Source organism: Achromobacter sp. UBA4530, assembly GCF_002388205.1.
In the GTDB taxonomy this organism is placed as follows: domain Bacteria; phylum Pseudomonadota; class Gammaproteobacteria; order Burkholderiales; family Burkholderiaceae_B; genus Achromobacter; species Achromobacter animicus.
Genome location: NZ_DGMA01000009.1, coordinates 140,881 through 162,149 on the forward strand (window position 1 = coordinate 140,881; position 21,269 = coordinate 162,149).

14 protein-coding genes and 2 pseudogenes are annotated in these 21,269 nt (G+C 66.6%); 10 read left to right on the forward strand and 6 right to left on the reverse strand.

The genetic code is table 11. From position 1 onward, the window contains the following. The first annotated feature begins 7 nt into the window (after positions 1-7). Both B2W22_RS10095 and B2W22_RS10100 read left to right on the forward strand, forming a co-directional pair. Entirely contained in the window at positions 8-457 is a 450-nt protein-coding gene (locus tag B2W22_RS10095; RefSeq protein WP_175122690.1) for a DUF6389 family protein, read from the forward strand. Positions 458-600: 143 nt separating this feature from the next. Continuing rightward, positions 601-1,647: a hypothetical protein gene (locus tag B2W22_RS10100; protein WP_286937477.1), complete on the forward strand. Its 1,047-nt coding sequence runs from the start codon at positions 601-603 to the stop codon at positions 1,645-1,647. Between the two features lie 9 nt (positions 1,648-1,656). Here the strand turns inward: B2W22_RS10100 and B2W22_RS10105 are convergent, their stop codons facing one another. Next, the gene (locus tag B2W22_RS10105; protein ID WP_286937478.1) at positions 1,657-2,703 is read right to left on the reverse strand and encodes a hypothetical protein; all 1,047 of its coding nucleotides are present in this window, start codon (positions 2,701-2,703) and stop codon (positions 1,657-1,659) included. A 330-nt stretch (positions 2,704-3,033) separates the two neighbouring features. On the opposite strand from B2W22_RS10105, the gene B2W22_RS10110 reads away from it, so the two are divergent. From B2W22_RS10110 to B2W22_RS10130, 5 genes are all read left to right on the forward strand, one after another. After that, on the forward strand, positions 3,034-4,083 hold the full coding sequence (locus B2W22_RS10110) for a hypothetical protein (RefSeq protein WP_175122693.1): 1,050 nt from the start codon (positions 3,034-3,036) through the stop codon (positions 4,081-4,083). Positions 4,084-4,448: 365 nt separating this feature from the next. Next, positions 4,449-6,611, forward strand: coding sequence for a TonB-dependent receptor (locus B2W22_RS10115; RefSeq protein WP_286937481.1), 2,163 nt, complete (start codon positions 4,449-4,451; stop codon positions 6,609-6,611). Next, positions 6,611-7,810 (forward strand): PepSY-associated TM helix domain-containing protein, encoded by a 1,200-nt coding sequence (locus tag B2W22_RS10120; RefSeq protein ID WP_286937484.1) that lies wholly within the window; start codon positions 6,611-6,613, stop codon positions 7,808-7,810. Before B2W22_RS10115 ends, B2W22_RS10120 begins: the two co-directional genes overlap by 1 nt. A gap of 454 nt (positions 7,811-8,264) precedes the next feature. Beyond that, complete coding sequence (locus B2W22_RS10125; protein ID WP_286937487.1) at positions 8,265-9,719, forward strand: DUF1254 domain-containing protein; 1,455 nt, start codon at positions 8,265-8,267, stop codon at positions 9,717-9,719. 85 nt (positions 9,720-9,804) lie between these two features. Next, positions 9,805-10,581: a hypothetical protein gene (locus B2W22_RS10130; protein WP_175122697.1), complete on the forward strand. Its 777-nt coding sequence runs from the start codon at positions 9,805-9,807 to the stop codon at positions 10,579-10,581. A 21-nt stretch (positions 10,582-10,602) separates the two neighbouring features. Here B2W22_RS10130 and B2W22_RS10135 read toward each other — a convergent pair whose 3' ends face one another. After that, a complete protein-coding gene (locus tag B2W22_RS10135) occupies positions 10,603-11,217 on the reverse strand; it encodes an ABC transporter ATP-binding protein (protein WP_286937490.1) in 615 nt (204 codons plus the stop codon). Between the two features lie 141 nt (positions 11,218-11,358). Here B2W22_RS10135 and B2W22_RS10140 point away from each other — a divergent pair, with 141 nt between their 5' ends. Further along, positions 11,359-12,144, forward strand: coding sequence for an enoyl-CoA hydratase (locus tag B2W22_RS10140; RefSeq protein WP_286937491.1), 786 nt, complete (start codon positions 11,359-11,361; stop codon positions 12,142-12,144). Positions 12,145-12,459: 315 nt separating this feature from the next. Here the strand turns inward: B2W22_RS10140 and B2W22_RS10145 are convergent, their stop codons facing one another. The 3 genes from B2W22_RS10145 to B2W22_RS10155 all read right to left on the reverse strand — a co-directional run bounded on the left by B2W22_RS10145 (position 12,460) and on the right by B2W22_RS10155 (position 16,181). Then, complete coding sequence (locus B2W22_RS10145) at positions 12,460-12,636, reverse strand: DUF3606 domain-containing protein (RefSeq protein WP_175184510.1); 177 nt, start codon at positions 12,634-12,636, stop codon at positions 12,460-12,462. A gap of 71 nt (positions 12,637-12,707) precedes the next feature. After that, positions 12,708-14,789: a PIG-L family deacetylase gene (locus tag B2W22_RS10150; protein ID WP_175122701.1), complete on the reverse strand. Its 2,082-nt coding sequence runs from the start codon at positions 14,787-14,789 to the stop codon at positions 12,708-12,710. Positions 14,790-14,960: 171 nt separating this feature from the next. Next, entirely contained in the window at positions 14,961-16,181 is a 1,221-nt protein-coding gene (locus B2W22_RS10155) for an MFS transporter (protein WP_175122702.1), read from the reverse strand. 795 nt (positions 16,182-16,976) lie between these two features. Between B2W22_RS10155 and B2W22_RS28515 the strand changes: the two are divergent. Both B2W22_RS28515 and B2W22_RS28520 read left to right on the forward strand, forming a co-directional pair. After that, a pseudogene (locus B2W22_RS28515) lies at positions 16,977-17,378 on the forward strand (hypothetical protein); the annotation flags it as partial. 228 nt (positions 17,379-17,606) lie between these two features. Then, positions 17,607-18,110: pseudogene (locus tag B2W22_RS28520) on the forward strand (YadA-like family protein); the annotation flags it as partial. An 11-nt stretch (positions 18,111-18,121) separates the two neighbouring features. Here the strand turns inward: B2W22_RS28520 and B2W22_RS10165 are convergent. Continuing rightward, on the reverse strand, positions 18,122-21,247 hold the full coding sequence (locus B2W22_RS10165; RefSeq protein ID WP_286937495.1) for a DUF6519 domain-containing protein: 3,126 nt from the start codon (positions 21,245-21,247) through the stop codon (positions 18,122-18,124). Between the last annotated feature and the right edge of the window lie 22 nt (positions 21,248-21,269).

Genomic DNA, 21,269 nt, shown 5'->3' on the forward strand with positions numbered 1-21,269 from the left:
TGGCGCGATGACAAAACACGACTATCAAGACGCGCTGCGCCGCATCCTGGACGCGCACACGGCGGCCGCTTTGCGCACGCTGGCCGGCATGTTTGCGCGGTTGCCCGAGAAGGCGCGCGAAATCCAGTTCGGCATCTTTCCCGACCAGGGCGGCGAGGGGACTTTTTCGGTGGTGATCGGCCTGGAAGGGCCGGATCTGTATGTGCTGAACAAGGCCATCGAAGGGTACCGCGATCTCTTTGACGTCGTGCACGGCGAAACGGGGTTGGAGCCGCCGGTGCCCATGTTCTCCAGCGAGCCGGCGTTCTGCGTGCAAGACGCGATAGCCGACGTCGCGGCCGATTGGGTTGAATCGCTATGGGAGCAAGGCGGCCGCCTCGTATCGCCTTTGCCGGCAATGGTGTATGCCCAAGACGATTACGGAACCGACCTGCCGCGCGCATTGCCGGGGACATAAGCGGGTTTCGTTCAACACAGATCAAACAGTCCGGCCGTTTTTCGCCGGCGTGACATCAAGCCTATTTAGAATGCCGGCGGGCGCCGACCGCCCGGTGCGCGGCCATGCCGCGCGTCTCGAATCATTAAAAGGCTTGATCACTCATGTACCGTCACTCCCGCTTGCGCAGCCGCATCGCGCAATCGCTCCATCGTCTTTGCGCGGTGTTGACTGTTCTTCTGCTGGCGGCGCTGCTTACGCCGGCCGCGCACGCGCAGTCTTCCGCGCCGCTTCAGTGCGGACTGTACGAGTACGACGGCGGAAGGGGCCAGATGCGGGTGCTGAGTTCCAACCTCATCCGCAAGAGTGCGCTGAACGGTCCCGAGCTGCTTTACTACAAAATCGAAAACGGCAAGCTGGGCTTCTATAACCTGGACCTTGGCCTGGACGATGAATACAAGCTTTCCCCGGATGGCAAGTCGATCGACGTGGGCTTTGAAATGGTCTACGCGCTGAAGACCTCCGCGCCGTGCGCCGCGCCCACGGAACTGCCGCAGACCAAGGTCTGGCCGCTGTGCTGGAAGGCGGGCATGATGGAATGCCTGGACGCGTACAACGAGACGTCCGTCAAGGAACTGGAAAGCATGTGCGCAAGCGGCCTGCCGTTCGTGTGCAAGAAACTGCCGGACGCCTGGCGCGAAGCCGGCGGGCTGGAACCCGGCGAAGGCGGCCAGCCCGCGCCGCTGGGCGAGGCGGCGCACAAGACGCTGCAGGCCGCGTGCCTGAAGGGCATCTCCGCCAGCACGTGCACGCTGGCGGCCGAAGAAGCCTGGACCGCGGGCCGATACCTGGATGCCCGGCCCATGCTGGAACATGCGTGCGCGGCGCCGATCGCCAGTCCCGATGCGTGCACGCTGGCCGACAGCCTGGCGCCGCTGACCACCGAGGCGTTGGCGCAGGCCGCGCCGGCACAACTGCCGCAGGGCACCTTCAAGCGTCCGATCGGCACGTTGCGCAAACTGGTCTTCGGGGCGGATGGCGTGGTCAAGGACGACGGATCGCTGACCATGAAGGCGCGCCGGGAAGGCGGCCTGATCAAGATGCAGCACAACCAGCGCGGGGACTTCGTCCTCAAGCCGCTGGGTGACCGCTTGCTGCTCGGGGTTGATTACTGGAATCGCCTGGCGCTATTCGTGCGCGCTGACAACTAAAGCCTGTCGTCATCCCGCCGGCAGGCGGCGTAGCTGCAGCTGGCCGGTGGCGAAGGCGAATTCGTACGCGTACACGGCGTCGATGGCGTAGGCATCGGGGCCGTGCGGTGCATCTTCCGCGACGATGCCGCGCAGCACAGTGCGCCCGTCGACGCGGTCCAGCACGGCGTAGGCCGTGTGGCCTTGGCGCAGACCGGCGTCGCGCAACCGGTCTGCGATGCGATACGTCTGCAACACGTTCATGCGCGGCTGCACATAGATGCCGTGGCGCGCCTTGAAGTGATTGTCGGCGCGCAGCGTGGCGATGGCCGTATAGCAGGCCTCGCGCAGGCTCGGTTGCCGCTCAGTCACGATATGCGGCGCGGGCAGGGCGGCGGCATCGACCATCCACCATGCGTCGGCCCCGTCTTCCAGGCTTTGCAGGACGGTTGCCGGCTCGCCGCCGATGAACTCGATCCGCCCGTGATAGCTCTTGTCGAGCACTGCCCGATACTCGGCGCGTTGCGTTGCGGGGAGCAGGCTGATCGTCGGTTCCGGGGCAAGACCGGCGTGCGCAATGCGGCCCAACGCCCGCCACGCCGCGTCGTCCAGCATGGCGCTGTCCTGGCGCAACGCATCCATATCCGCAAAGACCGCCACCCTCCAGCGTGCGCTGCCGTAGATGGACGTCGCCTGCAACGAGAACGCATCGCCCTGCAAGCCCAGCGCCTGCAATTGCGCCAACGCCGCCTTTTGCCGCGCCACGTGCCGGTCTTTTTCCTGACGCGCGGCGTCGATGCGGCCGGTCAGCGTGGCCAGCCCCTCGTCCGGTCCCAGCCGCACCATGAATTGCTCGGTGTCGATGCGGTCCTGCAGATAGATGCCGTATACGCCGTTCCAGCGGGCCAGCGGCGCCGAGGGCCGCAGCGGACGCATGCTGACGATGTGCAGGTCGGCGCCGTAGTGGTCCGTGATCGTGCGTTCGACGTCGCGTATCGGGCCTTTGCCGGTGCAGGCGCCCAGCAATGCGGTGAACAGGCACGCAATTGCCGTCAGCCGCTTTCTTGTGTTTGTCATCGGGACTTTCGTGGCCGGCGCCCGGGCGGGCGCCGCTCGGCTGCAAAGAGCGCGAGTGTAACGAACCGGGCGACGGTGGCACGGCTTTCGCCGCAGTACGCATTGATGGCGGACAAGCCGGTGGGGTATCCAGTCCCCGCCCAGGGGAGCGAAACATTCGCAACAACGTTTTACGGCGTGCGGGGCACGCCCGCCCCGTAGTCTCGCCAAGATGCATCGTCTGGCCTGCCACCATGTGTTTCAGCTGCCAAACCGGATGTTGCGATCCGTATGCAACCCGGTAGGATGCGCGCACATTGCTCCAGTCCATTTCCACCGAGGATCGATCCCATGTCCCTGCCGCGCCCGCGACTTGCTCTTTGTGCCCTGATGCTCGCCCTGACCCTGTCGGGCTGCGTCACGATCCCGGATTCGAACGGCGCGGGCACCGCAGACGACAAGCGTTATGGGCAACTGGTCGATCTGATCGGCGAGGCGATGAAGGACGGCATGGCGGTGGTGTTGGTTGCGGACCTGATGCCGCACGCCACGTTGAAGGACGCCATGAAGATGACGACGTGGACCGGCAATACCGTCTGGATGTTCGAGCCCGATCCGCGCATCACGTTCGGGCGCAAGTTCCAGAACAACTCGCTGCAACGCGACAAGGACACGACGTACCTGTTCAAGGCCTTCGAGGTCCACATCCTGCCGCCTGGCAAGTACCTGCTGACGGGCGGGGACGACTACAAACTCAATGCCAAGCTGGACGACATCGGCGCGCGCGCCGGCGCGGTGGGCTCGGGCCGTGGCGCCAACGGCACCACCTATCTGTCGCCGGAGCTGTATCGCGAGTTCTACAAAGAGACCAACTGGCACGAAGGCACGACGGGCAGCCAGACGCGAACCGAAAAGGTCTGCACGGCCGTGCACCGCGCATCCGGCGCCTGCGTGGCCTGGGGCGAACAGCAGGTCACCGAGACCACGCCCGGATCGCGTGCCGGCTACTACGAAGACACCACTTCGCGCGACATCCCCGCCATCAAGGTGCAGTCGCGCGTGGTGCCCAAGCTGGCGCTGGCCAGCTTCACGCTCAAGGGCGGCGACCTGGTGCTGAGCCAGCGCATGCACATGAGGACGCCCAGCTACAAGTTCAAGCAGTCCGCGTGCCGCGCAGTCGATCCGAAGATGATCGAATGCCCGCTGGAGGACTTCACGGTGTACACGTGGCCGGCGCCGATGGACTTCGCGCAGAAGTACTTCGCGCAGCGCACGAACCTGACCGACGCGCAGCGTGAGCTGCTGGCCAAGCTCAAGCCGATGCAGATCACGCCGTTGGGCAAGCAGGGCATGCAGGATCCGGTGTGGGGCGTGCCGCTGTCGCTGGGCAACCGGAAGTAGGCCGGATCGGTCCACAAGCTGCGGGCCGCTGGCCAAGTGCCGTGGCACCGCAGGGCATCCGTTTTCGCGCATAAGCGAATCGCGAAAATTTCATATTGAATGAGTTTGATTCTTAGTTATACTCGGACACATCTGTGCGGGCGGTCACGCCGTTCGTGCGGATCTCCGGTCTACGTACCAATGCAGCGGGCGTTTCGGCTTCGGCGGAATGTTTCGGTACGCCGGCGGGCCGGCGCATAAAGACAATAAAAACCAGCGTTGACAGCATCACCCAAGCGCATTCCTCGAGCGACGACGCATCGACAGGTCGACCCGACGAACGTCCGCCGCGCCCGCCGTCCTTCGTACAGAACCTGGAGCACTGCATGCCTGTCCCCACCCGTCGCCGCAAGCTTGCGATCGCCTTGTCCGCCGCCCTGGGCGCGCCCACCGCTTTCGGCCCCTCCGCCTTCGCGCAGTCGTCCGGCGCCAATCCGCCGGTGCCCCAATTGCCCGCCGTCACCGTGACGGGCGCCAGCGAGAACAAGCCGGATGAAATGCCGCCGGTCTACGCGGGCGGCCAGATCGCGCGCGGCGCGCGGTTGGGCATGCTGGGCAATGTGGACATGATGAGCACGCCATTCAACGTGACGGCGTACACGTCGGAACTGGTGTTGAACCAGCAGGCGCGCAGCCTGGCGGACGTGATGGCGAACGATCCCGGCGTCTTCAGTGCGGGGCCATGGTTCTTCGACAACTTCAATATCCGCGGCTTTGTCGTCAACCGCGCGGAGATCGGTTTCAACGGCCTGTACGGCATCGCCAATTCCGAAGGCGTGCAGCTTGAAGGCTTGGAGCGCATCGAAGTTCTCAAGGGGCCGAGCACGCTGCTCAACGGCAGCGCGCCGCGCGGCACGGCGGGCGGCGCGATCAACCTGGTGCCCAAGCGGGCGGACGACACGCCGCTGACGCGTTTTACGACCAGCTATGTGGGCGACGCCAACCTGGGCGCCAACGTGGACATCGGCCGGCGCTTCGGCCAGGACAACAAGTTTGGCGTGCGGCTGAACGCGGCCTATCGCGACGGAGTAGGGTCGGTCGACAACGAGAAGCCGCGCGCCTCGAACGTGACGCTGGGGCTGGACTACCGTGGTGACCGGCTGCGCGCCAGCGCGGATCTGGGCGCCAGCAACCAGAAGGTCAGCGGCGCGCGGAACAATTATTTCGTCACGACCGCGTTTCCGCCGTCGGCGCCGCGCGGCGACATCAATCCGTATCCGTCGTGGTCGTACCAGGACAAGGATTATGCGTTCGCCATGGTGCGCGCCGAGTACGACCTGACCCGCAACTGGAGCATCGGCGGCGCGTTCGGTCTGGCCGAGACGACGCGCAAGGCCAATTCGCCGTGGGGCGTCATCATCAACGACGCCGGCGACCTGGATTTCACGGCGTTCGGGCTGAAGGAACGCAACAAGACGCGCAGCGGCGAGTTGAACACGCGCATCCAGTTCGACACCGGCCCCATCAAGCACAGCGCCGTGCTGGCCGTGACCGACTACGACTCGAAGGTCAGCGGCTATCAGCCGCAGTCGTCGTGGAACGAGTTCAGCAACATCTATCACCCGACCAGCCTGTCGGAGCCCGACAACTTCAGCCTGAACGGCACGATGGTGCCGCAGAACGACATGACGTTGCGCAGCTACGCCATCACCGACACGCTGTCGATGCTGGACGAGCGCGTGCTGCTGACGCTGGGCATGCGCCATCAGAAGATCGACGTGAATTCCTATGTCTGGAATACCGGCGCGTGGCAGTCCAACTACACCCGCAGCGCCAACACGCCGGCGGTAGGCCTGGTCGTCAAGCCGACCGACAAGCTTTCCCTCTACACCAACTACGTCGAGGCGCTGGCGCAGGGCGCCGTGGCGCCGGCCACCGCGGTGAACGCGGGAGAGGTGTTCGAACCGTTCGTATCCAAGCAGTTTGAAGTGGGCGCCAAGATGGACTGGGGCACGTTCTTCACGTCGCTGAGCGCCTTCCAGATCAAGCGGCCCAGCGGGTTCCTGGGCGCGGACAACGTGTATCGCCTGGCGGGCGAGCAGCGCAATCGCGGGCTGGAATTGTCCGTCGCTGGCGAGGCTGCGCGCGGCCTGCGGCTGCTGGGCGGCGTGGCGTGGACGCGTGCCATTCTGACCGAAACCCCGGGCGGTGAATTCAACGGCGCCAAGGCGTCGGGCGTGCCGACGTGGTCGGTCAAGCTGGGCGCGGAATACGACATCGCGCAGGTCCCCGGGCTGACCGCGACAGCGCGCATGATCTACACCTCTTCCATCCCGTGGGATGCGGACAACAACGCAACCGTGCCGGCCTGGACGCGCTTTGACGTGGGCGCACGCTATGCAACCCGCATCGCCGACCGCAACGTGGTGTTCCGGGCGGCTGTGGAGAACGTGTTCAACCGCCGCTACTGGGATTCGTCGCCCGCGTACCAGATGGTCACGTCCGCCGCACCGCGCACGTACATGCTGTCGGCCAGCGTCGACTTCTGATGGCCGCAGGCCGGCATTGGCTGGGAGAGCGCCAGACCTGGGTCTGGCTGCACCGCTACGCCGGTCTGCTGACCGCGCTGTTCCTGACGGTGGCGGGGCTGACCGGCAGCATCCTGGCGTTTGGCCACGACATCGACGCGTGGCTCAATCCCGGTTTTCACCAGGCGCGTTCCACTGCGCCGCCGCTGGGCTTTGATGCGCTGGCGGCGCGCATCGAGGCATCGGAGCCCGCGCTGCGTGTCGACTACGTGACGCACGATGGCACGCCCGGCCGCACGGCGCTGGCGTTCGTGTCGGCGCGGGCGGGACGTCCGCCGCTGGGCTATGACGAGGTGTACGTCGACCCGGGCACCGGCGAGATCCAGGGCAAGCGTTCGCGCCGGGCCTGTTGCCTGCAGGCCGAAAGCTTCGTCCCGTTCATGCTGCAGATCCATCACAGCCTGTATGTGCCGGGCTTGTGGGGGTGGTGGTTCATGGGCGGCATCGCGCTGATCTGGCTGGTGGACAGCTTTGTGGGCGTTTACCTGACGTTGCCGCGCGGCGGGCTGCGCATGGCGAAATGGAAGCCCGCATGGCTTATCAAGCGCGGCGCGGGAGCGTACCGGCTGAACCTGGACCTGCATCGCGCCTTTGGATTGTGGCTATGGCTGGCGCTGGTGCTGCTGGCGCTGAGCAGCGCCTACCTGAACCTGCGCGAAGAATTGTTCCGGCCGGCCTTGTCGGCCGTGTCGACGCTGACGCCGATGCCCACGGCCAGCACGCCGGCCGCGGGGCGCGATGCGCTGTCCGTAGTGGGCTTTGACGCCGTTCGCGCCCGCGCCAACGCGTATGCCGAGGCGCAGGGGTGGCCGCAGCGCGTAAGCGGCGTCAGCCACTTCAGCGAACTGGGCTTGTACCTGGCGCTGCTGTGGCCGTCGCATCACGACCGGGGGCAAGGCCTGGGATCGCCCATGCTGTACTACGACGCGCACACCGGGGCGCGGGTGGGGGTGACGCAACCCGGCCACGGCACCGCGGCCGACGTCTTCACGCAGATGCAGTTTCCGCTGCACAGCGGCCAGATCGGCGGGCTTGCCGGCCGGATCGTGGTCTGTGCGCTGGGGCTGGTCGTTGCGATGCTGAGCGTAACCGGCGTGGTGATCTGGTGGAAGAAGCGGCGGTCGCGGGAAGTCTCGGACCAGCGTGCGGGGCGCGGCTGACCAGGGCGACGCCCCAGCTGGCCGGATTGCTACCAATGTCGGATGGTCGTAGTCATTCCGGCTACTTGAGTGGCTGAAAAACTGCGCATAGATTGACCAAGGCCGATTTGCCGTTGTGCGAGTCGGCCGTATGGATGGTCCGCAGCAGAAAGTGTTCAGTGGTGCGTTTTCTCTGTCTTTGTCAGGGAGCCCATTCTTGGACGTCCACCTCCTTCGTGCAGGCCGGTGCGCCTCACGCACACGCCGTCTATCCCCGTTCGCGCCGCTCCATACCGCCGCCTCGTTTTGCGGCGGCGCACTGTCGTCCCTTTCCCCTCGTTTCCACTGACCTTGATCCACGGAGCGTGCCCGCCACATCGACACCGAACGCGCATTAGCTAGAAAAAACATCGTCGTGCATGTTGGAAGTCCCCTCAGTGAACTTCGCCAAACACATCCATTAGGAGCGACAACAATGAAGCTAACTCGCCGCAAACTGAACGCAGGGGGATTGGCCCTGCTGGCTGCAGGATCGCTGGGGCCGGCCTTCCGGGCCTCGGCCGCCGCCTCGGAAGGGCTGGTCGCCAATCTGCCTGAAGCCGATGACCGTTTCGTCCTGGCCACCGACGCCTACATCTACGCCTACCCGCTGGTGACCATGGAGATGACCCGCCGGGTGATCACCAACGTCGCCGAACCCAAGGGCACGCGCGCGCCGATGGGCCAACTCATCAAGTTGCGTCAGTACCCGGACGCCAAGTTCCGCGACGTGACGGCGCCAAACGCCGACACGCTGTACACCACGGCGTTTTTTGATGTGGGCGACGAACCCTGGGTCGTCAGCCTGCCCGACCTGAACGGCCGCTACGCGCTGTTTCCGCTGCTGGACGGCTGGACGACCGTGTTCGACGTGCCCGGCAAGCGCACGACTGGCACGGGCGCGCAGACCTTCATCGTGACGGGGCCGGGCTGGGAAGGAACGGTGCCGCAGGGCATGAAGCAGTGCAAGTCGCCGACAAGCATCGTCTGGCTGCTGGGCCGCATCTATTGCACGGGCACGCCCGAAGACTACGCCGAGGTGCACAAGCTGCAGGACCAGGTGAAGCTTGCGCCGCTGAGCGGCTGGGGCAAGGACTGGAAGGCGCCGCAGGGCAAGGTCGATTCGGCCATCGACATGAAGACGCCGGTGCGCGACCAGGTCAACAACATGGATGCGACCGAGTATTTTTCGCTGTTCGCGCAACTGCTCAAGCGCAATCCCCCGACGGTGGCCGACGCGCCCATGGTCGAGAAACTGGCGACGATCGGCATCGTGCCGGGCCAGGATTTCGACAAGTCCAAATTGCCCGCCGATTTTGCCAAGCGTGTGCCGGAAACCGGCTTCGCACGCATCATGGCGCACTTCCGGTCCAACGATGGCGACATCCAGCACATCGATGGATGGGGCTTCACGACCAAGACCGGCATCTACGGCACCAACTATCTGCAGCGTGCGCTTATCACCGCGATCGGGCTGGGCGCGAACCGCCCGCAGGACGCGGTCTATCCGACCTCGTTGCGCTCGGCCAATGGCGCCATCCAGCGCGAATACAACGGCTCGGAAAAGTACGTCCTGACCTTCCGCAAGGGGCTGGCACCACCCGTGTCGGGATTCTGGTCGCTGACCATGTATGACCAGAACTACTTCTTCGTCGATAACCCGCTGAACCGCTATTCCATCAGCGAGCGCCAGCCGCTCAAGCGCAAGCCCGATGGGTCGATTGATCTGCTGATCCAGAACGAATCGCCGGGTCCGGAGATGGAGTCGAACTGGCTGCCGGCTCCCAAGGGCCGGTTCATTCTGATGATGCGTCTGTATTGGCCGAACGAAAGCGATCCTTCCATCATCAATGGCTCGTGGACGGTGCCGCCGGTGCGGCGCGTGAGCTGACGCGGTCATGGCGGCAGGGCGCGCCCAGAACCTTCCGGGGTGCGGCCCGCCTGTCTGCATACGCCTTCGGGCCGGAGGACACGCGATGAAAATGTACGTCTTTGCCTGTGCGGCATGCACCGCGCTGCATGCCGGAACCGCGTTCGCGGCCGAGCCGCAGACGGCACCCGCCGTCGACGCAGCAGTTTCCGACGAATGGAAGTTTTCGGTGTCGCCGTATTTATGGGCGCCGGCGCTATCCGGGAAGATCACGCATCGGCGGCTACCGCCCGTCGACGTCGATGCGAGCTTCGACAAGATCTTCGACAACCTGGATTTCGCGGCCATGCTGATGGGCGATGCGCGCAAAGGCCGGTACAGCATCTTTGGCGACCTGCTGTACGTGAAGGTCGGCGCGCAAGGCGACACGCCGCGGGGAATTCTGGCCGACAGCGCGGACGTGAAGAACGAGTCGTTCACGGGCATGATCGGCGCGGGCTATTCCGTGCTGGACAGGTCAGAGCACAGCCTGGACGTGGTAGGCGGCCTGCGGGTCTGGTCGGTGGACAACAGCATCAGGTTCAATGGTCCGCTGACACGGGGCACAAAGCACAGCGACAGCGCGACGTGGGTGGACGCCATGGTGGGCGTTCGCGGCACCTACAACTTTCATTCCAGGGCCTATCTGACGGGCTGGGGCATGATCGGGGCAGGGGGCGCGCAGGCGGACTGGGACCTGGGGCTTGGCGTGGGCTACAACTTCAACAAGTCGGTGTCGGCCACAGTGGGATACCGCGCGATGGGCGTGGACTACGAACGCAACGGCTTCAAGTACGACGTGGTGTTGCAGGGGCCGATCGCGGGGGTGACGATCCGGTTTTGAACGACGTGCCCCGCAGTGGGTTCAGCGCAGGTCGGCCACGTTGACGGTGGTGGCGCCGCAGGCCTGCACCAGTTCAGGGTCGTGGCTGGCAAACAGCACGACGCGGTCTTGCGCCCAGCGCTTGAACACCTCAGCCAGCACGCCGCGCGCCTGGGCGTCCAGCCCGTTGCTGGGGCCGTCGGCCACGACGACCGCCGGATTGCCCAGCGCGGCCGCGGTCAGGTAGACCTTGCGCCGCGTGCCGGTGGACATCTGCTCGAAACGCTTGTCCAGGTGCGGCTCAAGACCAAGCTGGCGGGCGAGTTCCCATATCGAGTCGTCCAGCGTCACGCCTTTGGCTTGGGCCGCCTGTTCCAGCAGGCCGCGTCCCGTCTGCTCGGGAAACGCCATGCAGTTGTCCGGCACGTAAGCCAGGCGGGACTGCGCAACTTGCGGCGCGTCGCGCAGCGAGTGGCCGTCGATGTGCACGTCGCCGCTGTCCGGCGCGAGGGCGCCGGCGATGATGTTCAGCAGGCTGGACTTGCCGGTGCTGTCTTCTTCGCACAGCGCCACGCAGCCTGGCGCAAAGGTATGCGTCAGTCCCTGGAACACGATGTAGTCGCCGTAGCGCTTGCTGAGATTGTCGATGCGTAGCATGCGGCAAGTGTACGAGAGGAACGCGTTCCGCGGCCACTGGAAGGCGAGGCCGTATTCGATCGGGTCGAGCAGGCCATGGGTTGTCGTGTCCGGACCCGGCCGTTAGCATCGGCGGCTACCCGCCAAAAAACCGGAGACTTCATGACTGCGCCCATTCCTGAATTCACCCATGCCGTCGTAACGCGCGACGCACGCGGCGTCTATACCCTGCAGATCCACGATGCCAAGAGCCTGAACATCCTGGCGTCGGCCGTCACACTGAGCCTGACCGAGGCGGCGCGCTGGATCGCGGCGCAGGATGACGCGCGCGCCGTGGTGATCCGCGGGACGGGCGAGAAGGCCTTCGTGGGTGGGGCAAATATTCATGAAATGGCCGAGCTGGACCCGCCCGGCGCACGTGCCTTCATCACGCGGCTGCGCGACCTCTGCGATGCGGTGGCGGACATTCCCGTGCCGACCATTGCCCGGTTGCCCGGCTTTTGCCTCGGCGCCGGCATGGAGCTGGCGGCCGCCTGCGACATCCGGCTGGGGTCGGCGGACGGCGTGTTTGGCATGCCAGAGGTGCGCGTCGGGATTCCCTCGGTGATCCATGCGCTGTTGTTGCCTGCGCTGATCGGCCAGGGCCGGACCAACTGGCTGCTGCTTACCGGCGAAACGTTGGATGCGGCGCAGGCGCGGGACTGGGGCTTTCTGGAATTTCTATGCGAGCCGGCCGGGCTGGACGCGCTGGTCGAACGGACCGTGGCGCCGATTGCCGCCAGCGGTCCGCGTGCCGTGCGGTCGCAGAAGGCCTTGCTGCGTTACTGGGCGGAATCGTCGATCCAGGCCGGTTTGGACCGTAGCGTCGAGGCCTTTGGTGAAGCCTTCACCACCGACGAGCCGCGCCGGTGCATGGCGCCGTTCCTGGCGCGCAAACGGCATCGCTAGGCAAGAAGACGGTGCGCTGCAACCGGCCCCGCAGGACGCGCGCCGCGGTGCGTGCGCAAGAGGGTTTCGCGCATTCAGACAGGAACGCCATGTGCTGACGTTCAAGGATGTCACGGCACAAGGAGCCGACATGATTGCCGAAACGAACGAAATGGAATGCTGTATCGATAGCTGTCTGACCTGCTATCGCACGTGCGTAAAGACCGCAATGACTCATTGGCTGGAGGTGGGGGGCGAGCACGTTGAAATGGCGTCTTCAGCGATCGGGAAGACGGGTACGCAATGACAAGCCCCGCAAACGGGGCCTGCCTCAGATCACTTCCGGAGATGCTCGCGCACGGCCGTGGCGGATGGCCCGACCGCTTTCACGGCGTCGCGCAGTTGGGCTTCGCTGACGCCGAGCGCCTGGGTCCAGTAGCGCAGCTCATGCGGTTCATTGACGTTGATCCGGGAACGGTCCTGGGGACCGCGTTTGCTCAGGTCGTCTGACATGTTTCTATCCTCCGGGTTGAGACGCCCCGGAGGTCAGCAAGCGTCATGCCCGCGCCCAGCGGGCATTTTTGTCATTGCACGCGGGTCGGCGTCGCCACGCGTGAGGTCTGGGCGGGCATGCGCTCGACCGTCAGCGCAGCCGGTTCAGCCGTGGATGGCCGGACCACGACGGCCTTGTTTGCGCTGGCGGCGCCCAGATTGGGCAGATCGGCAGGCCGTGCGGCCACTGCCGTGAACGGGCCGCCGCCGCTGGCCGGAACGCCGTCCAGCGTCAGGTTGGCAGCCCAGACGCCACGTTGGCGCGACAGCACCTGGTAGCGCTGCGGTGCGCCGGCGGCGCGTGCAACCAGATACAGCGTGCCGTCGACCAGGCTGATGGCGGGTGGCGATGCGGCTTCGGCGTCCAGCTTGCCAAGCTTGCCGTGTTCAAGCAGCCAGAGCTGTCCGCCCGCGCGCTCCAGGATCGCGAGCACGACGTTGCCGGCGTTGTCGGCGTGGATGGCGGGGCGGCCGATGTAGGGCACGCCCAAGTCGGCCGGCGCGCTCCAGTCCATGTTCAGGTCGGTGGTGTCGCCGGCTTCGACCAGCTTGGTCAGGTGGTTGTTGGCGCGCTGGCGGAAGTAAAGCTCGACGCGGTCTTCGTGGTTGCGGATGGCGGCCAGTCCGCCGGCCGCTTCCGGCGCGGCGACGCGGCGCCAGCCTTGCCATTCCGACCGTTGGCCCTTGGCGGCCGGGAGCTGGCGGGTATAGAAGAGTTCGCCTTTGGCGGCGATCGCAAACACCACGTAACGTCCATCCGAACCGCGCGCGGCGGCCGGTGAGCCCGAGGCGCCTTCCAGCGGCGGCAGCGCCTGCCAGGTGCTCCAGCTGCCGTCGATGCCGGACGGCGTGATCCAGTGCAGCACGCCGTCATAACCCAGCGCGACGGCGGCGGCCTCGCCGCGCGGCGCGACGGCGGGGATCTGCGTGACGCGCAGGCCGCCGAGCGCCTGCCACCCCTGCCAGGTGCCGTCATGGCGCTGTTTGTTGGCCCAGACGCCGCCCAGCGGGTCGCGCGCCATCAGGCCGGCCGTGCCGTCGGCGTGGGCAAACGACACCACGGGGCCGGTGGTCCGGCCGCCCAGGCTGTGCCAGCGCTTTTCGCCGGAATCCCAGCTGTTCACGGCGGCGTTGGTCTCGCCCGCGGCAAACACGACGAGTCCGCCGCGTCCGTCGGGGTAAACCTGCGGGGCAACGTCGTGCCGGGATACGTAGTAGGCGCGCTGCACCCACGCGGCTGCAGGCCCGGCGGGTTCCTGGCAGCCCTTGGGGCCGGCGCAATAGTGGTAGTCGTTCCAGGCGTAGTGCTGGAAGATCACCGACTTGCTGGCGATTTCCGACTCGGCCAGATTGGTGGCGCGTTCCTGGCTGGGGTAATCGATATAGCCGGTCTCGGCATAGTTGCCGGGCGCCCGCAGCATGGCTTCGCGCGCCAGCCGGGCGCTGGCGATGTGGTCGGGGTGGCCGTGGCCCGCGCAGCGCCAGCACAGCTGGGTGTACGGCACGCTGATCGTGTCGTCCAGGTGCCGTACGGTGGTGGGGCCGTACTGGCGGATCATTTCGGCCAGCGTGTCCACAAGCTGCTCGCGCGTGTAGACCTCGGCGTGCGGGCCCAGCGTGTCCACGCTTTGGTTGGGTTCGGACTCCGTGCGGCTCAGCGGCGTCAGGCTGCCCCAGCCCTTGCCCAGCCAGGGATCCTTCAGGCGCATGTGCCACAGCTGCACGCGCGGGTTGCCGGTCAGCGTGAAGCGCGCAATCTGGCGGCCCGCGACGATGCCGGTGTCTTCCTTCCATGCGTCGGGCTGATGCGCCATGTAGGCGTAAGCGGCGCGCACGCCGCGCTCGCGACCCAGCATGTAGCCTTCGCCTTCGCCAGCGTCGCTGGCGGTCAGGTAGACCAGACGCACGCAGCCGCCGGCCTCGATGTTCGAGGCGACGTCCGGATTCATGAAGAGCAGGTCGTCATCCAGATGGGCAACGAAGGCCAGGTCCTTGATGCCGTGGCATTCGGCCAGCGTCGGTGGCGCGGCCAAGGCGTGGGTGGAGAAGAGGGCTGCGGCCAGGCAGCAAAGCGCCTGGCACAGCGGGCGCAGCAGGGCAGTAAAAACGGGCATAAAAAAAGCGCTGCATGTTGGAGGTGCAGCGCGTCTTGTGGGTGGTAAAGAGTGCGGAAAGTATAGCTGCGGCGCGGCCGCGGGCTGCAATAGGCGCTTGCCCGGTGTGGCGTCGGGCCGACGTTTTGCAATGCGATAAATGGGGACGTCCGAATGGCGTCCCCCATTCATTCAACGCGCCGATTCGGTGCTGACCACCAGCTTGTCCGCCCGCGCCGAGCGCGTCCGGCGTTCCAGCATCACCGCCCACAGCCACAACGGCATGCTGGCGATGGCGAGCAGGCTGCCGACCCAGCCGGTCGACGTCCATCCGAACCCGGCGGCAATCGCGAGTCCGCCCAGGAACGGCCCGAGCGCGTTGGCGGTGTTGAACGCGGAATGGTTGAGTGCCGCGGCCAGCCCCTGCGCGTCGCCCGACACGTCCATCAGGCGCGTCTGCAACACGGTGCCCAGCGCGCCGCCCACGCCCACGAGGAACACGTTCAGCGTGATCAGCCACACGTTGTGCGCCATGAACGGAAACAGGGCCAGCACCACGGCAGACCACAGCAGCAACAGGCCGGCCGTGCGCATGACGGCGCGATCGGCAAACACGGGCACGACCATGTTGCCCACCGTCAGGCCGACGCCGAAGGCGCTCAGCACCAGCGGCACCGTGGCGGGAGAGACCTGCGTGACGGCGGTCAGTGTGTCCGCCAGGTAGGTGTAAATGGAGAACAGCCCGCCGAACCCGACCGCGCCGATGGCCAGTGTGATCCACACCTGGCCGCGGCCCAGCGCGCTCAGTTCGCGCAGCGGGCTGGCGTGCGGATCGGCGGCCGTGTCCGGGGCATAGGCGCGCACGCTCAGCATGGTCAGCACCGCCAGCAGCGACACCAGGCCGAAGCTCCAGCGCCAGCCGATGACCTGACCCAGCCAGTTGGCCAGCGGCACGCCGACGATGGTGGCGACGGTCAGGCCCAGGAACACGCGGCCCACGGCCACAGTCCGCCGGTTGGCGGGCACCATGGAACTGGCCACCAGCGAGGCGATGCCGAAGTAGGCGCCATGCGGCAAGCCGCTAAGAAAGCGGAAGAACAGCATCCAGTGGTAGTTCGGCGCAATGGCGCTCAGACCGTTGCCGATGGCGAACAGGCCCATCAGTGCGATCAGGAGCCGGCGGCGCGGCATGCGGGCGCCCAGCACAGCAAGGATGGGCGCGCCCACCACCACACCCAGCGCGTACGCGCTGATCACATGGCCGGCGGTGGGGGCGTCAATGCCCAGCGACTGCGAGAAGTAGGGAAGCAGGCTCATCGTCGCGAATTCGGTGGTGCCGATCGCGAAGCTGCCGATGGCTAGCGCCAGCAGCACCAGGGCGGGCCGGTGCTGCGCGGAAATGGGATGGGACATGAAGACTGGAAGGAGAGGATTGCGGAATGCTGCGATGCAACAGGGGCATTGTAGAGGGCCGAACCTGTCATTTGCATGTCGGGTTGTCTTGCCGTCGTCACTGGATGTGAGCCGCGGCAGGGCGCAACGTGCCGTGGCGCCCGCGCGATGACCTTCGCGCTTCTTGATATTTGTTCGTTTGCAGGCCCCAACAATAAAAAAGCTTCGATGGTTACGTGGTCGGACGGTCGGTAGTTTGAGAGAGAAAACCTCTCCCTCAATCAATCAGGTGAATTGCTTGAACGGACCTTTTTCGACAACGAACGCGCATCGGCGCGGGGTGGACACGCTATGGACCTCATCATTTCAACCGTTCGCAACGTAAAGGCAACCGTCTGCAAGGCAGAAAGAAACGCAAGCAACGCAACCTTGAATAGGTGCACGGCAACGGCACCTGCCGAGTCCGCAGTTGGCCGAATTCTCCGCAAGCCGCGAAAGGAGCGCCTGGCCGCATCCGCCGCGGCTTTTCTACTAGGCGGCGTGGGCAATCTCGGTCTGGTCTCGGTTGCCCACGCGCTAGGCGGAGAGCTACAGCTGTGCAACGTAACCACTTCGACGGGGTATGAATACGACTTCAACGCCGGACCCGCGACGTGGGTATCCTGTGCCTCCCAGGAGGCATTCTCGCTGAACAACGACCAGAGCAATAACGGGGGGACGGGACTTGCCGGTTCGACGGCCCGAATCACTGGCTACGGCGATGGCACGCTGGAACTGAAGGGCGAAAACGGCATCTCGATGCTGAACGGCGTCAACATGAACGGCAACCGGATCACCCAGGTCGGCGTGGGTGTACTGTCGTCCACCAGTCAGGAGGCGGTGAATGGATCGCAGCTTTACGCCACCAACCAGCAAGTGCAGTCCAACAGCGCGGCCATCACAACCTTGGGCGGGTCGGTGGCGCAGAACACGGCAACCCTGAACACGCTGACCACCAACCTCAACAACGGCGCCGTCGGCCTGGTCCGGCAGGATGCGGTCACGGGCGCCATTACCGTGGCTGCCTCCTCGGGCGGCAATGTCATCGACATGACGGGCACTGACGGCACGCGCACCGTCACCGGCGTCGCCAACGGCGTCATCTCGGCAACCAGTACGGACGCCGTCAATGGCAGCCAGCTCTACGCCCTTACGCAACAGGTCGGCCAACTGAATGCCGCCAATGCGTACGTCAGCGTCGACGGCGCGGGCGATGGCAGCGACAACGCGGCAGCGGGCGCAGGCACGATGGGCGCGGCGGTCGGGGCCAACGCGACGGTCACCGCGTCCAACGGCGTGGCCGTCGGCGCCAATGCATCGGCGGCAGCGGCCAACAGTGTGGCGCTGGGCGCGGGTTCGGTGGCCGACCGCGCCAACACCGTGTCTGTCGGCGCGCAAGGCGCCGAACGCCAGGTCACCAATGTGGCGGCCGGCACGCAAAGCACCGATGCCGTGAATGTGGGTCAACTGAACCCCGTGGTGGCCGGCCTGGGCGGCGGTGCGCACATCGACACGGCCACGGGCGCCGTCACCGGCCCGGCGTATCAGCTTAATGGCCAGACGTACTACAACGTCGGCGACGCGCTCGGTTCGCTGGACACCACCGTGCAACGCAACCGCGAAGGCCTGGCCCGTCTGGACAACCGCATCGACCAGACCAACCGCGCCATCGACGACGTTGCGCGCAACGCCTATTCGGGCATCGCGGCCACCACGGCGCTGACCATGGTGCCGGAAGTCGATCCGGGCAAGCGGTTTGCGCTGGGCGTCGGTGCGGCCACGTATCGCGGCTACCAGGCCGTTGCAGTGGGCGCGTCGGCACGTGTGAACGACCGCGTCAAGCTCAAGGCCGGCGTGGGCATGGCCTCCGGCGGGCCCACGGCCGGGATCGGCGCGTCGATGCAGTGGTGATGGCCGCGGGATCACACCGTCACGACATTCAACCCGCCGTTCGCCAGCACTTCCGGATTCGCGCCTGACACAAACAACCGGAAATCGTTGTGCGCGAAGTTGCCGATCACCTTGGCCTGCGTGGCGATGAGGGCGCCCGCGTCGCCGTTGGTCAAGAGGTTGTTGCCGGTGACGGCGGCGTCGAATGCCGGGAAGTGGCTGTAGGCCTCCAGCGCGTTGTCGGCGGCGCGCAGGCAGCGCCACGCGGCGAATTCGCCGCCCGTCTGGATGATGGTCAGCATGGCGCGCGCCGCTTCAGCGCCGAGCCGCAGGCTGGAAAGGTGGTTGCTTTGCAGCGTCAGCGTGCCGTCGCCTTCGGGCACCATCTTGCCCGTGCGGATGCCGCCGCCCAACAGCTTCAACTGATCCGTCGTCAGTTCCGGAAAATCTCCTGATTCCGCAAAGAGCGCGATGCCGCCGCGCAGTCGGTTGTCGCGCACAGTGGTGTCGGCGTCGTTGTCCAGCAGCGCCAGCGCGCAGGACATCGGATCGGCCAGCAGCGCGGCGGCAAGCGCGGCGATGGCGGGGCGCAGGCGCTTGGCCGCTGGCGTTTCGCGGCCCAGCTGCGTGGCCAGCGTCGTCAGGGCCGACTGGATGCGCGGCGTCATCGTCAACGCGTTTCCTGCGGCGCCGGCGCGCAGCAGCGCGGCGATCTCGGTGGTCATCGCCTTGCGCGCGTCCAGGGGTTGGCGCGATAGTGCCGAGGCGGCGCGATCGTCGTCATCGTCCAGCACTGCCTCGGAGGAAAGCGCGCGCTTTAACGCGGCCAGCGTCGGGGCGCGCGTGAAGAGCTGGTCGAGGCGTTCGGCGTTGCCGCGGCCGGCGGCATAAAGACGGCAGGTCTCGATGTGCACGCGCCGGCTGCCGTCGACCCGCACCAGGCTGTTGCCGGGCCCGGCCGGCCCCGCGCAGTCGACGCGCGACAGCCGCAGGTCGGCGCATTGGTTGAAAGCGATCGCCGCCGGTTGGCCGCGCCGCGTGATCACCAGGTCGGCGATGGACACGCTGGCAAAGCCGTCCAGGCTGAACATGCGTTCATCCAGCATCAGCCGGCTGGCCGGGCCGCACCCATGGAGCATCAGGCGCACGCGCGGCCCCTTGAGGATGAGGTCATCGTCCAGCTTGTGTTCGCCGGGCGTCAGGCACAGGCAGATGTCCATGCGGTCCTGTCCGATGAGCGTGCGCAGCGCGTTGTCCAGCGTCGGGAAATCGCCCGCCGGGCCGACGGTAAGGCAGCAGCCGCCGCCGTGCGTGCGCCGGCACAGCGCATCCAGGGCTTCTTGCACCGAATAGGCTTGTTCCGCGAGCAGGTCCGCGCAGTTACGCGGGTCGTAGGCCACCTCGGACGCCAGCGCCAGGGTTGCCGTGTAGCGCAGCGGCAGGTAGCGATCAGGCGCGGGCTGGCCCGCGCGCAGCAGTTGCGCCGTGGCGCGTTGCACGGGGCGGGCGGCATCGCAGGCAAGGGACCAGGCGATGGACGCCACGCCGTCGGCGCCGGTCGCCACGTCCTGCGTGGCCGTGCCATTGGGCAGGCGGCCGGCGTCCACCGTAAAGCGCACGACGGCGCCCGCCACCGGCAGGCTGCCGTTGGCCACACCCGCGCGCAACTCGGAAGGCAGCGGCACGACATCCGGCGTCATGGCGGGATTGGGCTTGACGCTCTGCCCGTCGCCGCCCGCGTAGTAAAGCTGAGTCAGTTCCGTCAACGCGGGAAAGAGCGGGCGGCAGTCGCTGATGGCGGTCCACGCGCCGCCCTGCCAGCGCAGCAAGGCCAGCCGCGCAAACGCCCGCAGGATCCCGGCGGGCGCGTTGAAGGCGGGCTTGCCGTCGGGCATCTGCGGCCATTCGATGGAGGCGGTGGCGGTGCGCGCGGGAATCAGCCAATAGTCGCCCACGCGCAGGCGGCCTGGGGAAAACTTGATTTCGACGCCGTCCTGCTCCAGCTCCACCCAGCCGGCGTTGGCGCTGTTGATGGGCGCGGGCGTGATTTCCGCGACGCCGTCCCAACGGCGCACGCGCGGATTGGACGGAAAGCGCGCCGCATCCAGCGCGTGGCCGATCAGGCTGGCCGGATCGATGGTGACCGTGTTGCCGTCGGTGCGCACCACCTGCGCCAGCGGGCCCGGCTGTCCCAGCAGTTCGTGCGTGTCATCCAGAAATTCGACCCAGCAGCCCGCGGTGATGCCCAGCACGTCGTCGCGGCCGATGCTGGCAACTTCAAATTCGTTGGCCACGGGGTCGTCCAGCCAGCGCACCACACGCGACAGGATGCTGCCGTTTTCGCGCGACCACTTGTAGCGCGCCTTGCCCGCGCCCGCGCCGTCCTGGTGGATCTCGATGCGGTAGAGATGGTTTTCCAACAGACGGTAGCCGGCGTCGGGCGGCAACTGGCACGGCGTCTTGGGCGGCACGCTGGCTTCGGCGCGCGCGGCCATGCGCGCATCGGGCGGGGCGATCAGCGCATCCCACGCCGGCAGCGCCGACAGGCAGGTGAGGGCGGCGTCGGGCGCGCCGACCTGCATCAGCTTGACCTGCCACACCGTCTTTTCGCGGGTGGCGGTGTCGGGGCCGCCCAGCGCGACCTCGCGCATGCTGGTGTCGCCGGCAGGCAGGTCGAGCGTGCACAGGTGGCGCTGCCACGCTTCCAGGTAGGCCAGGTACATGCCCTCGGGCGGCGGCGCGGCTTGCCCGCTCGATCCGAAGACAACCACGCCATCGATGTCGGCCGGCGTGAGGGCGGGCGGCGGCAGCGGCAGGACGGACGCGCCAGCCGGCAACACGGGCGATGCGGTCGGCGGCATGTCGGGCTGTTTGGCCACGGTGGCGGGCTGCGGGTTTTCGCACAACAGGCCGTCCAGATACAGGCGGCCTGCCGACAGCGACAGGTCTTTGCCGGCAGGCGCCAACGCAAAGCCCGGCGCGGCCAGCGGCACGCCCACCCGGCCGACCGTGTCTGCCGTCTCGGTTTCGATGCGGCGGTTCAGGATGTCCTGCTGCTCGTTCCAGTCCGAATCCATCTGCACGCGGCCCTGCTGCATGCGGACAGCCCGGTAGCGCCGGGCGGGGTCGAATGTGAGGCGGCTGAGATCGGCTTTCATGGTGTTGTTCCCGAAGACAGGG